This is a genomic window from Kitasatospora sp. NPDC127111, from assembly GCF_042677465.1.
Taxonomy (GTDB): Bacteria; Actinomycetota; Actinomycetes; order Streptomycetales; family Streptomycetaceae; genus Kitasatospora.
This window is the reverse complement of the sequence record NZ_JBHXTG010000062.1, coordinates 12256-25798: the sequence shown is the minus strand read 5'-3', so window position 1 is coordinate 25798 and position 13543 is coordinate 12256. Positions and strand designations below refer to the sequence as shown.

General features: G+C 73.3%; 3 protein-coding genes. 1 reads left to right on the top strand and 2 read right to left on the bottom strand.

Annotation, left to right across the window (positions count from 1 at the left end):
* Positions 1-129: 129 nt before the first annotated feature.
* Entirely contained in the window at positions 130-4101 is a 3972-nt protein-coding gene (gene eccCa / locus ACFVHB_RS29940) for a type VII secretion protein EccCa (protein ID WP_380328450.1), read from the bottom strand.
* A gap of 151 nt (positions 4102-4252) precedes the next feature.
* Between eccCa and eccD the strand changes: the two genes are divergently transcribed.
* A complete protein-coding gene (gene eccD / locus ACFVHB_RS29935) occupies positions 4253-5638 on the top strand; it encodes a type VII secretion integral membrane protein EccD (protein ID WP_380328448.1) in 1386 nt (461 codons plus the stop codon).
* Between the two features lie 64 nt (positions 5639-5702).
* Here eccD and ACFVHB_RS29930 read toward each other — a convergent pair whose 3' ends face one another.
* Positions 5703-13487 (bottom strand): hypothetical protein, encoded by a 7785-nt coding sequence (locus ACFVHB_RS29930; protein ID WP_380328446.1) that lies wholly within the window; start codon positions 13485-13487, stop codon positions 5703-5705.
* Positions 13488-13543: the final 56 nt, after the last annotated feature.

Here is a 13543-nt window from a genome sequence, read left to right as displayed (position 1 = left end):
GGCCGGCCGCTCGCGGGCGGATCGGGGCGAGCGCGACCGGGCCCCGGCGGACGGACGGGAAGGCGGACGGACCGGAAGGCGGACGGACCGGAAGCACCGGCCGACCCCCGGAGAGCACGCCTACCGGGACTACGGGCGGGACGGGCCCGCCGGTTCGGCCAGCCGTCCCGTCTGCACCTGCACGGTGCGCCGGCGGGTGATGTAGAGGCCTCGGCCGGCCGGGAGTTCCCGGGGCTTGAGGTTGCCGAACAGGTAACCCTCCGAGGGCGGGCAGGAGAGCAGCAGCGAGGGCGAGTTGACCTCCTGGAGCTTGCGCAGCAGCGGGTCGCCGAGGCCGCGCCCGATCCCGTTGGCGCCGCGGGCGACCACCAGGTGCAAGCCGATCTCGGCGCCCTGGGCGAGGTCCTCCAGCAGCGCGGCGAAGGGGTGGGCGCCCGAACCGGTGCCGACCAGGTCGTAGTCGTCGACCAGGATGAAGAGTTCGGGCCCCTCCCACCAGTCGCGTTGCCTGAGCCGCGCGGGCGTGATGTCGGCGGGCGGGATGCGGTTCTTCATCGCGCGCGAGGCGCCGTCCACGATCTGGCGGAGCATGTCGACCGCGACGGCGTAGCCGAGCCGGTACTCCTCCGGCACCGAGTCGTACAGGCCGCGCCGGTAGTCGACCAGCATGATCCGGGCCTCGGCGGGCGTGTACGCGGTGGTGATGGCGTCGATCACGAGCCGGAGCAGGTTGGTCTTGCCGGACTCGCTGTCGCCGACCACCAGCAGGTGCGGGCTCTCCTCGAAGTCGTGCCAGAGCGGAGCGAGTTCGGTGTCCTCCAGGCCGATCGGGACCCGCAGGCGGCCCGCGGGGGCGGGCAGCAGGCCGGCGTCCAGGCTGAGCGGCAGCATCCGCACCTCGGGGGCGCGCGGGCCGGTCCAGTGCGCGGCGACGGCGTCCACCAGGTCCGCGACGCCCTCACCGAGGTCGTCGGCGCTGCCGGAGCCGTCGATCCTGGGCAGCGCGGTGAGGAAGTGCAGCTGCTCGTCGGTGAGGCCGCGGCCGGGCACCTTGGGGACCTTCGCCGCCGCGCGCATGTTGATGACCGAGTCGACGGAGTCGCCGAGTCGCAGCTCGAACCGGGTCTGCAGCTGGTCGCGCAGACCGCCGGCGATCTCGCCCCAGCGGGTGGTCGCCACCACCAGGTGGACGCCGTAGTTGATGCCGCGCTGGGAGATCAGGGTGAGCGGCTGGACGAGGTCGCCGAACTCCTGGCGCAGCGTGTTCCACCCGTCGATCACCAGGAAGACGTCCCCGTGCGGGTCGTCGGGCAGTTCGCCGGCGGCCTTGCGGCGGCGGAAGGAGGCGACCGAGTCGATGCCGAGCTCGGCGAAGTACTTCTCCCGCCGGGTGATGATGCCGTTGATCTCGGCGACGGTGCGCAGCACCCGCTCACCGTCGTGCCGGCCGGTCACCCCGCCGACGTGCGGCAGGCCGCGCAGCGCGGAGAGCGTGCCGCCGCCGAAGTCGAGGCAGTAGAACTGCGCCTCTCGCGGGGTGTGGGTGAGGGCGAGCCCGGTGATCAGGGTCCGCAGCAGGGTGCTCTTGCCGCTCTGCGGGGCGCCGGCGATGCCGACGTGACCGCCGGCGCCGGCGAGGTCGGCGGTCAGCAGGTCGCGCAGTTGATGGAACGGGCGGTCGATCACGCCGACGGGGGTGCCGAGCGCGCCGTGCATCCGCGGGTCCGCGGTGGTCAGGCCGCGTCCGGGGTGCGGGACGAACGGCGGGAGCAGTTCGTCCAGGGTGGGCGGCACGTCGAGCGGCGGCAGCCAGACCCGGTGGGCGGGCGGGCCGGCGTCGCGCAGCCGGTCGGCGGCGACCTCCAGCAGGGTGCCGGCGGCCGCCTCCTCCCCCGGCTCCGCGACCGGTGCCGGCGGCCGGCGCGGCGTCAGGTACTCGGTGCCGTAGCCGACCACCTGGCCGGCCAGCGCGGCCTGCCGCGCGGCGCGGCGCTTGGGCCGGTACGGGCCGGAGACGTACGCGGCCTTGAACCGGCTGAGGGTGGAGATGTCGCTGCGCAGGAAGCCGTTGCCCGGCTGGGAGGGCAGCTGGTAGGCGTCGGGCACGCCGAGGACGCCGCGGCTCTCCATCGCGGAGAAGGTGCGCAGGCCGATCCGGTAGGACAGGTGGGACTCCAGCGCGCTCATCCGGCCCTCGTCCAGCCGCTGCGAGGCCAGCAGCAGGTGCACGCCGAGCGAGCGGCCGAGCCGGCCGATCATCACGAACAGCTCGATGAAGTCCCGGTGGGCGCTGAGCAGTTCGCTGAACTCGTCGACCACCAGGAAGAGGGTCGGCAGCGGTCGCAGCGGCGTCCCGGCGGCCCGCGCGGTCTCGTACTCCAGCAGCGAGGCGTGGCCGGACTCGCGCAGCACCTCCTGGCGGCGCACGAGTTCGCCGTGCAGGGCGTCGCGCATCCGGTCCACCAGCGCCGCCTCGTCGGCGAGGTTGGTGATCACGGCCGAGGTGTGCGGCAGGGTGTCCAGGCCGAGGAAGGTCGCGCCGCCCTTGAAGTCGACCAGCACGAAGTTCAGCACCTCGGAGGAGTGCGTCATGGCCAGGGCCAGCACCAGCGTCCGCAGCAGCTCGGACTTGCCGGAGCCGGTCGCACCGATCAGCATGCCGTGTGGCCCCATGCCGCCCTGCGCGGACTCCTTGAGGTCGAGGTCCACCGGCCGCCCGTCCGGGCCGAGGCCGAGCGGCACCCGCAGCCGCTTCGGGATGCCGCGCTGCGCCCAGAGCGCCTCCACGTCCAGGGCGTGCAGGTCGGGGATGCCGAGCAGAGCGGTCAGGTCGAAGTCGGTGGCGAGCGGCTCGGCGACGTCCACGGTGTCGGCGATCCGGTAGCGGGCCAGCCGGGCGGCGAGCCTGGTCGCGCCGGGCACGGCCAGCGCGTCGGGGCGGCCGAGGTCGGTGTCGACGTCCTTGCGGTTGCGGTCCGCGCCGACCATGGCCAGCCGGCCGCCGTCGATCCGCAGGCGCAGGGTGGTCCGGGCCGGGCGCCACTCCAGGTCGCCGGTGAGGTCGATCAGCACGGTGTTGCGGTAGCCGGCGAGCGCGGCGCGGCTCCCGGAGTGGGCGCCCGGGCCGTCGAGCACCAGGACGGTGAACGGTTCGTCGCGGCTGGGCGCGGCGTCCGGCTCGTAGCCGGGGCGGCCGGTGAACTCCTCGCCGAGCAGCTGCTCCACCTCGACCAGGCTGCCCGCCACCAGCCGGACCGGGCCGGCCCCGTCGGTGTCGGTGGGGTGGAGCGCGTGCGGCAGCCACTTCGCCCACTCCCACTGGGCCCGCCGCCGCGGCTCGGCGACGATCGCGATCCGCAGCTCGTCCGGCCCGTGCACCACGGCCAGTTGGGCGAGCAGCGCCCGCACGAGGGCCCGTGCGGCGTCCGGGTCGTCGGCGCGCAGCAGTAGCCGGGCGAAGCCGCGCAGGTGGATCGCCATCGGCTGGTCGGCGAGCGTCCCGTAGGCGTGGATGAAGCGCCGCAGCGCGTGCGCGCAGAGCGGTTCCAGGTCCTCGACCGGTTTGGTGGCCAGCGGGGCGAGCGGCGTGGCGAGGCGCTGCGCGCCGAGACCGATCCGGACGTCGCTGAAGTCCGGGTGGGCGGAGCGTCGTTCCCAGAGCCGGGTGGTGCCCACCAGCGACCAGAGTTCGTCGGGCGCCGGGTGCCGCCAGGCGAGGGCCTGCCGCTGCGCGTCGACCGAACGCCGCACCTGCCGTCGCACCTGCGACAGGTAGCGCAGGTAGTCGCGCCGCTCGGCCCGCAGTTGCCGCTTGCGGTCGCTGGAGCCGCGGATCAGCTGGGTGACCAGCATGCCGACCGCCGACAGCGCCATCATGCCGACCGCCACGTAGCCGAGCGCACCGCCGCCCTCGGTGCCGCCCGGGTGCAGGAACATGAAGACCATGGACAGCGAGCCGAGCGCCATCGGCATCATGCTGATGACGCTCGCCATCCCGCTCTGCTTCTCCGGCAGGCTCGGCGGCTCCTGCAACTGCACCTCGCCGTCGGGCATCTCGGGCCCCGGGCGCCGAGGTGTCCGGTTGATCAGCACCACACTCACGTCGGGGCTCTCCTCACTGCCGCTGCCGTCCCCCCTGGTTGACGGACCGCGCACCGCCGCGGGTTCAGCGGGCCGCTGAACGCCCGGCACCGCACCGCCCGTTCGACAGGACGAGAGGCATCGCGAACGGACCGCGGACCGGAGGAGTGGCGTGAGCAGCAGTGTGGTGGCAGGACTGTGCCGATTGAGGTTCCACGTGCCGGGGGCGGTCCTCGACCTCGCCGTCCCGGCCGACGTACCGCTCGCCGACCTGCTGCCGGCCGTCCTCGGCCACGCGGGCGCCGGCCTGGCCGAGGAGGGCCTGGAGCACGGCGGCTGGGTGCTCCAGCGGCTCGGCGAGGAGCCGCTGGACGAGGAGCGGAGCGCCGAGGCGCTGGAGCTGCGGGACGGCGACGCGCTCCACCTGCGGCCACGCCACGAGGCCCTGCCGCCGGTGCACTTCGACGACCTGGTGGACGGCGTCGCCACCGGCATGAACGAGCGCGGCGACGGCTGGCGCCCCGACCTCACCCGCCGGCTCGCCCTGGCGGTCGCCCTGCTGGCGCTCGCCGGCGGCTGGCTGCTGCTCGCCCTCCCCGGCCCCGCCGGGCCGCGGATGGCGGCCTCCGCCGCCACCACCGTCCTGCTGCTGCTCGGCGCCCTCAGCGCCTCCCGGGCCATGGCCGACGCCGGGGCCGGCGCCGCCCTCGGCGCCGCCGCCGTCCCCTACCTGGGCCTGGCCGCGCTGCTGCTGCCCGGTGGTCCCGACGGTCCCGAGCTGCTCGGCGCCCGGATCCTGGCCGCCTCCTCGGCGGCGGCCGGCGCGGCGGTGCTGGCCCTGGCCGCGGTCGGCGCCGCCGCGCCGCTGTTCCTCGGGCTGCTGCTCGTCGGCGCGTTCGGCGTGCTGGCCGGTGTCCTGGTGCTGGCCGGGATGACGCCCGACCAGCTGGTCGCGGTGGTCGCCGTGGTCGCGGTGCTGGTCGGCTCGTTCGTCCCGTCGTTCGCCTTCCGCCTCTCCGGTCTGCGGCTTCCCGTGCTGCCGCGCAACGCGGAGGAGCTCCAGGAGAACATCGACCCCTTCCCGGCCGCCGCCGTGCTGCCGCGCAGCCTCGTCGCGGACGACTACCTGATGGCCCTCTACACCGCGATCGGCGCGATCTGCGCCGCCTGCCTGGCCGTGCTGGCCGCCGCCCCCGGCTGGGCGGGCCCGGCCCAGGCCGGCGCGCTCGGCCTGCTGCTGCTCCTGCACGGACGCTCCATCGGCAGCATCCGCCAGCGTCTCAGCCTGCTGCTGCCCGGCATCCTCGGCGCCGCCGCCCTGCTCGTCCGCCTCGCCGCCGGCGCGTCACCGACCGAGCGGCTCGCGGCCCTGCTGACCGGGCTGCTGGCCCTGGCGGTGGCCCTGCTGGTGGTCGCCTGGACCGTTCCGGGCCGCCGCCTGCTCCCCTACTGGGGTCGCCTCGCCGACATCCTCCACACCCTGAGCGCGCTCACCCTGCTGCCCCTCGCCCTCCAGGTCTGCGGCGTCTACCACACCCTCCGAGGCCTCGCGGGCTGAGCGCCCCGCCTCCCTCCGGGCCCCGGCCGCCGAAGCGGCCGGGGCCTCCTGCTGTTCGGGGGGATCAGACGCCGTCGCGGTAGTACCGGTACAACGTCAGGTAGACCTGCCACACCTGCTCGTCGGGCAGGGCGTCGATCATGTCCCGGTTCGCGCTGTTCAGTCTGCGGAGCTCCGCACGGATCTTCCCGAGGGCGGGGGTCAAGTCGGTCGTCTGGTCCGCTCCGTCCACCAGGCGCGTCCATTCGTTGTCGCTCAGCCAGGTGACCGCGGGTACCTCCAGGTCGCCCGGCCCGGCGTCGCGCAGCTGCACCACCACCTCCTGCCGGCAGCGTTCGCCGGCCCTCGTCCGGAGGTCGGCGCTGCGCCCGACCGCCTGGGCGTGCAGTTCCTCCAACCGTTTCAGGGCTGCCTGTACCTCGGCCTCCGCGCCCGTGATCTTGAATTTCAGTTCGTTGAGCTCGTTCAGGTAGGGCAGGGTCCAGCGGCCGAGTTCGATGCCGGTCATGCCGTCGATGCCGGTCAGCTGGTCCAGGCCTTCCAGGACCTTGCCGGCGTTGAGCGGATGGGACGCGTCCCTCGCGCCGGAGCTCGTGGCGCCCTCGCCGAGGTAGAGGTCGATGCCGCGACGGATCGCCTCGCGGTCCCTGGTGGTGAATTCCCCCTGGAAGTCCCTCGCTCTCCTGTCCGTGTCGTCGGTCCGCGGGTCGGTGATGAACACGCGCCCGTAGTGGTGGCCGAGATCGTCCTCGAACTTGAGGCCGCGCGTCCATCCCTTCGAAGGCTTGATGTTCGGCAGCGTCCGCTCCGACCCGACCTCGGTACGGTGCGGGCTGATGTCGATCGAGACGATCCTGATGCCGGCGAAGGCGATCTGGTCCATCACACCGCTGCGCATGCCGACCGCACCGAGGACGTTGTAGGTGTCGGAGAGGTACTTCAGGAGTGAGAGTTCCTTCCGGCGGTTGCCGACCGAAGGCCAGTTCCAGTAGCTGAGCAGGTTCGCCCCCCGGTGCCCGGCCGCTTCCGTGCCCATGGTCACCACCTCGGCCTTCCGGCCGTGCGCAACCGTCAGTTCGCCCGCCTGCTCGATGAGGGTTCTCATCCCGGTCACGCCGGTGTCGAGCGCCGGTGCGTTCGCCCCGGCGCGGGTGCTGTGCCCACTGTCGCGGTGCACGACGATGACGTAGGCCTTTTCCGGCTGGAAGCCACCCAGCTCCACCAGGTCCTTCCGGAAGGCCGCGGCTTCCTCGGGGGTGTAGTGCCCGTAGGCCCGCGCGAACTCCTTGACGAGAGCGGTCTTCACGGTCAACAGGCCACCGCCGTCGTACTCCCTGAGGCGGCTGCTCAGAATGCCCACCCCCCTGGTGAGGGCGGCTATGGGATCCTTCAGCTGCTCCCTGGCCACCCTCGGGTCGGGCGCCTGGCGCAGCACACCTCCCAACAGGTTCTGGTGAGCCGCTCCGGGGTTCCTCCTGAAGTGTCCGGCGATGTCCTCCGACGCCTTCGTCTCGTTCCGGCCTGGGGGCGGGACCGGGTCCGTCGTGTACCGCACCGTACGCCCGCTCCTGATCAGGTCGTCGTGCAGATTGACGATCATCTCGGCCTGCTTCTTGGTGCTCTCGCTGACGTTCCAGATCAGCAGTTCGGAGTCGGGGTTGGCCACCATGGCCGCCCGCATGTGGTACATGTCGCCCGAGTTCTCCGCGCGGATCACGTAGGTCTTGTCGCCCCCCGTGGCCCGGAACACGTGGTCGCCGGTGGTGACCGCCCAGACGTGGGTGTCGTCCCAGTGCCGACCGGTCGCCACCCAGGCCTCGTCCCGGCCCGCGTGCCGCCATTCGAGGGAGCCGTTCGAGCGCGTCACCGCCACCACGTCCGCCTCCCCGTGCGGGCGGGTGAACACGACCGTGGCGATGCGCCCCTCCCCCGGGGTGTTGTCCAGCCGTGACCTCAGAGCCTCGAACGCGCCCTCGCCGGTGCCGTGGTCGTACAGCAGTGGATCGATCGTCCGCTCCGGAGTCTGGACGCGAACGTCCCCCGTGCGCGCGTCCGTCCAGTAGTCCGCCGGCCGGACGATCTTCGGCACGTGTTCCGCGACCAGCGCCCACGCGCGCTCGCGCTGCGCCGACCACAGCGGGCCGGTGGACCGCGGGGTCAGGACCTGGTCGATCATGTCGGCGACGGAGCCGGCGCCGGACGAGCCCTCCCCGGCCGGGTCCTGGGGGAACTCGGGGGAGGTCTCCTCGTCCTCAAGCGCCAGGACGACCATCCGGTCATCGGTGATCGGGTCCTGCTCGGTGGCACGCGGGACCGGTGCCTCGTCGGGGCGGAGGAGTTCCTGCGCCCGCGGGGCGGAGCGGACGGTGCCGTCCTCGGTGACCGTCAGGTGGTGCCAGTCGCCGGGCCGCTCGATCAGCGGACGGCCGTCGGCCGAGTAGCCGGCCCGCGCGGCGGTCACCGCCCGGGGCTGCTCCCCGCCCGTGAGGTAGAGCAGCTCCCCGGGGGCGAAGGCCTCCGGCCGGCCGAGCCGGGCCAGGGCCGGGCTGAGCTGCCCGCCGTCGGCCTGCCGGAGGGCGAGCGCCTCGTGCAGCGCCGTCAGGGTCCGGGCGGCGAAGGACCGCGCCTCGTTCCGGCCGGAGTAGCAGGAGAGGAAGCGCAGCGGCTCGCCGCGCCACTGGCCGCCCTCGGCGAGCCGCAGCAGTGTGTCGGCCAGCTGCTCGGGCGACAGCCGCTCGCCGAGCCAGGTCGGCGCGCCGTCGTCGGCACCGTGGTAGGCGATGGTGAAGTAGCGGTCGTCGTCCGGGAGTCGGCGCAGTGCCTCCAGCACCGGCAGCGATGCCGTGGAGCCGCGCGCGGCCGGGTCGGCGAGCCAGTGCGCCCCGTTCGGGGTGCCGGCCACGGTGGTGGAGAGCGCCCGGGCGACGGCGTCGGGGACGGAGCGGACGACCACGGACTCCTCGTGGACGGCCACCGGTCCCTCGGGGACGGCGTTCCGTTCCTCGTGGCCGGCGTGCCGTTCCCCGGCGTCCTGGTGCCGCGTCGCGTCGTGCGCCGGCGCCTCGGCCACCGGATCGTGCTCCGAAGGTGCCCGCTGCGGCACCTCCCCGCGGTTCGTGGTGCCGTCACCGAACGACATCGCGCCGTCGAGCGTCCGGTCGCGGTCCAGCTGGTCGCGCTCCGCCGCCACGTACCCGTCGGGCAGGAGCCGGTGCTCCTCGCCGTGCCCCGGGAGGTAGGCCCCACGGCGCTCCGGAGGCGGCGCGGGCTCCTCGCCTTCCGGCCGTCGGAACTCCAGCCAGTGGCCGCCCTCGACCACCGCGGGCCTGCCGTCCAGGGTGTAGCCCACCTCGGAGGCGACCACGAGGTGGCCTCGCCCCTGGCCGCCGCCGGACGGCGGCACGAAGTACACCGTCCCCGTCGCGGCCATCGCGGAGGTGCCGAGGTCGCCGCGGCCGAGCTGTCTCATCACCTCGGTGACGTAGTCGTGGTCCACGGTGCCGCCCAGCCCGCAGGCGACGAACCGGAGCTGGTCGGTGCCGTTCCAGGCACCGCCCTCGTGCAGCCCGGCGAGGATGCCGACCATGTCGTCCGCGGTGATCGCGGCACCGCCCCGGACCGGCATCCCGCTCGTCGGGTCCGTGTGCACGGCGATCGTGAACACGCCCGCCTGGGACGGGAACCGCGACAGGGTCCCGGCCGGTGCCGGCCCGGACCGCTCCGAGTCCCCCAGCCACCAACCGCGCTCGGAGCCACCGAACGCGGTGAACGGCTCGCCGACCTCGCCCATGCGCGGGACCGGGTCCGTCGAGAACCACTCGAAGGGGACGCTGAGCGCCTCGTAGCTGGGGTGTTCACCCAACGTGTCGCCACGGAGGTAGTCGCTCACCGTGTGGAGGTCGGCGGACGTGTAGCGGGCCGTCTCCGGCACCCGGCCGTCGGCCTCGTCCTCGCTGTTGACGCGGTGCACCGACACCGACCCGTCGTCCTCCAGCCTGACCGTGATCGTCAGGTGCTGACCGGCCAGCTTGGGGTGGAGTGCCCGGATCTCGACGGTCTTCTCCCGTCCGTCCTCCGACATCCGCTCGGTGATCCGGCGGTCGTAGGGGAGGTCGTACGGGTGCGCGGCCCGCAGGGAGTCCGCGCTGAAGTGCCTCAGGAAGCCTTCGAACGCCTCCTCCGTGGTCATGTCGCTCGACCAGTCGTGCACCAAGGTGGTGATGCCGGCGACGTCCAGGGGCTCCGCGGTCACCCGGACGACGTCGAGGCCCGCCACCGTCTCCGGCCCGCCGATCACCCGCAGCCGGCTCGGGCCGAGGGTCACCTCGTGCTGTCCGGGGTTCACCTCGGCCGGGCCGCCCGGAAGCGGGGTGTGGCCGGGTGGGAACGACAGCGCCAGCATGGGGTGGGAGACCGGCACCTCGATCTCGAAGAGCACGTAGTTCGCGCTCCCGCCCCCGTTCGTCGTCCACTGCTCGTGGAAGGCCGGGTTGAAGGAGGTCGAGGACGGCAGCAGCTCCAGGAACTCCGTGGCGGCCCGCGCCTGAGCGCTCATCTTCACCGCGCGGTAGAGCAGCAGCGTCTCGCCCGCCCCGGTCGCGTCCGGCGGCCGGACGGTCTCCGCGTGGGCGAAGAACCGCTCCACCTGGAGCATCAGGTTGTCGAACCGCTCCCCCGTACGGTGGATGAGCATCCCGCCGGCGCCGCGCTTGCCGGTGAAGGTACCGGCTTTGATCCCGCCCATGAACTCGCGGAGCCGATGGTCGGTCATGGCTGCGGTGAGGTGCCGCTGTGCCAGGTCGACCCCCGCGGCCACCTGTGCGGCGGTCGGCGGGTCGCCGAAGACGACGGCCTCCGGCAGCTCCTCCATCTGGTCCCCGGTCCTCGCGGCCGCGTAGTGGTCGGGGGCCGACGGCTGCTCCGGATCCGGCCGCAGGTACCACGGCGGCTCGCTCTCCTCCCGGAGCCTCGTCTGCTCGTCGGAGAGCGGACGGCGGTACTCGTGCCACTCCCCGCCACCCTCGATCACCGGCCGGCCGTCGGCGTCGAGACCGACCCGGGTGGCCACCACCAGGTGACCGGGGCCGTCCTGGATGCCGCCGTGTTCGGGACGGGAGAACGAGGGCACCAGCCACACCGGGCCGTCGGCGGCCCTGGCCCGGGCGTCGGGGAGGCTCTTCCAGAGTTCCGTCATGACCTCGTGGACGTAACCGGAGTCGAGGGACCGGCCGGCGCCGCACGCGACGAACTCGACGGTCTGGCTGAACGGGTCCCACTCCCCCGACGCCTCCAGGTCCCGCAGCGTCCGGGCCATCTCCTCCGGCCCCAGCGTGCGGCCGTCGATCCTCGGCGCCCCGCCCTCGCCGATGTGGACGGCCACGGTGTACCTGGTCTCGTCGACCGGCATGCGCTTGAGCGCGTCCTCGATCCGCGTCTGCCGCTCCCGCGGCAGGTCCGGGTCGGCGATCCACCGGCCCTGCTGGGTGCTGCCGAACTCGCTCAGGCGCCTGCCGTGGGCGGGCGTCTCCTCGTGGTCGTCCCCCGCGCGGTGGTCGATCGGCAGGTGGTCGAGACCGGCGTCACGGCCGGGGCCGTCGTCGGGGCCGTCGTCGGGGCGCCGGCCGTCCGTGAGATCACGGTCCGTGCGCTCGTGGTCCGTGCCCCCGTGCGGTGCGGGCCCGCGGTCCGGCCGGTGATCGGCGCCGGACTCGGTCGGCACGGGCACCGGCGGCAACGGCTTGTCGACATGACCCGGCGTCGGCACCGGCGGCAACGGCCCGTCGACGTGACCCGGCGTCGGCATCCGCGGCAACGGCTTGTCGCCAGGGCCCGGCCCGGTGACCGGTCCGGTCGTGCCGGGGGTGTTGCCGGTGGTCCGGACAGGAGCGGGGGCGCCGGCCGTCCCGGTGGCGGTGGGCGTCGGCGGCAGTTCCTCGTCCGCCCCGGGCTTCGACGTGTCGTGGGTGTCGGTGCCGCCGTCCGACACCACCTTCGTCGAGCCGCGCGTGGGCCCGTCCGTCGACGAACGGGAGTGCTCCCGCGCACCGCCGGCCGACCGGCCGGAGGATCCGGCCGAGTCCGAGGACGTCGAGGGGCGGGAGGAGCCCGCGCCCTCCGGGGCCTTCGCGGCGGGGGCGGAGCCGGACGACTCCGTCCCGACGGGCACCGGCGCGTCGAGGCCCAGCTCCGCACGGGCCTTGGGGCCCATCGGCCGGGGGATCAGCAGGGAGGTCGGGTTGCCGCTCAGGTTCGAGGCCAGGGCCAGCAGGGTGCGGGGGTGGAAGGGCCCGTAGTACTTGGAGTCGCTGGTCTCGGCCGACTCGGCGTCCCACCGCTTCACCTGCTGCTGGAACTTCTCCTGGAGCGGCGCGGTCGCCAGGTGCCCCAGGTGGGTGAGCACCCCCATCGAGACACCGCCGACGAAGGTCTCCCAGGTGACGGTGAACTCGTGGTCCTCGCCGAAGACCAGGTTGAAGGTGCCCTCGGTGAGGATGTTCTGCACGCCCCCCTTGAGGTACATGCCGAGACCCTCGCCGAACTTGTACAGCATCTGGAGGCCCGTCTGGGGGCGCAGGCCGCCGGCGAGCCCCATGGTGCGCTCCGCCAGGTCCCTGACCACCTGCTGCTCCTCCTTCGACAGGCCGGTCAGGACGGTGTCGAGGAGCTTCCGGACGGTCCGCTGGTCGACGGCGTAGCGAGCCCCGTTGGAGGCCAGCGTCCTGGCGAAGTTCTGGCCGGCCCGGTTCGCGACCTCCTTGCCGATGCCGAGCTTCGTGAGGTTCTCCTCGAAGGCCGTGCCCATGTCCTTGGTGAACTTGTCGACCTTGGACACCTTGGCGGCGGCGCCGTCGGCCGCGCCCTTGGCCGTGTTGCCGGCGGCCTTGCCCGCGGTCTCCTTGGCCGCGTTGCCGCCCGCGGTCTTCCCCGCCGAGCCGCCGACGGTCCTGATCTCGTTCTTGAGCCCGGCCCCCGCCGCGTTCTTGAGCTCGTTGGCGGTGAGGTTCTCGGCCTCGTTGCGGGCCAGGTTCCTCATCTCGGTGGTGGTGAGGTTCTTCGCCAGGTTCCTGACCTCGCCGCCCGCCAGGTTCTTGATCTCACCGCCGGCCAGGCCCTTGAGGTCCCCCGCCAGGGTCTGGCCGATGCCCTTGCCGAACATCCTCCCGAAGAGCTTGCCGAAGCCGAAGCCGACCAGTTCCAGCGGCCCGGCGAGCAGGCCGTTGATCGCCGCGAACTGCAGCGTCTGCAGGGTCGCCGCGTCGTCCCACTCCTTGCGGTGGCCCGTGCCGATCTGGATGGTCTGGATGATGACGTCCATCATCAGGCCGGTGGTGATGCTCAGGAACTCGTGCAGCAGGATCTGCCGGAGCAGCCAGAGGAACACCTGCTTGATGACCGCCGCCGCCGCCTGCTCGGCGGCGAAGATCGTCGCGAGTGACGCGCCGAAGGTGAGCGGGACGTTGGCGATCGCCCAGGCGATCTGGGCGGCCAGCTGGATGAGCTGGCCGATGATCATCCACTTCATGTACTCGACCTGGTTCGCCACCTTGTGGGCGAAGTCGCCGAGTTCCTTCGCCGAGTCCCCGGCCGCGGAGAGGTAGTCCGTGCCGCCGGTCTCCCCGACCAGCCGCCGCATCTTCTCGACGAAGGCGTCGGCCGCGTCCCCCTCGATCTCGTCCAGGCAGCGCCTGACCAGGGCGAGGACGTAGTCCTTGAGATCCGGGATGTCCTTGGCTATCGCCAGGTAGTCGTCGCCGGCGGTGCGGAGCCGGTCCTCGTCGGCCTCGGGCCACTTCATGCCGCTCACGATCGAGAAGAACTTCGCGAGCCCCGCGGGCAGCGTGATCGACATGGTGGCTGTACTCCTGGTGTTCCGTCGGATCCCGCCGCGTCCCGTCGGGTCGTCGT

What these genes read in the sequence shown, in the direction of transcription:
- ACFVHB_RS29930 (WP_380328446.1), bottom strand. Translation starts at nt 13,487, where the DNA reads ATGTCGATCACGCTGCCCGCGGGGCTCGCGAAGTTCTTCTCGATCGTG.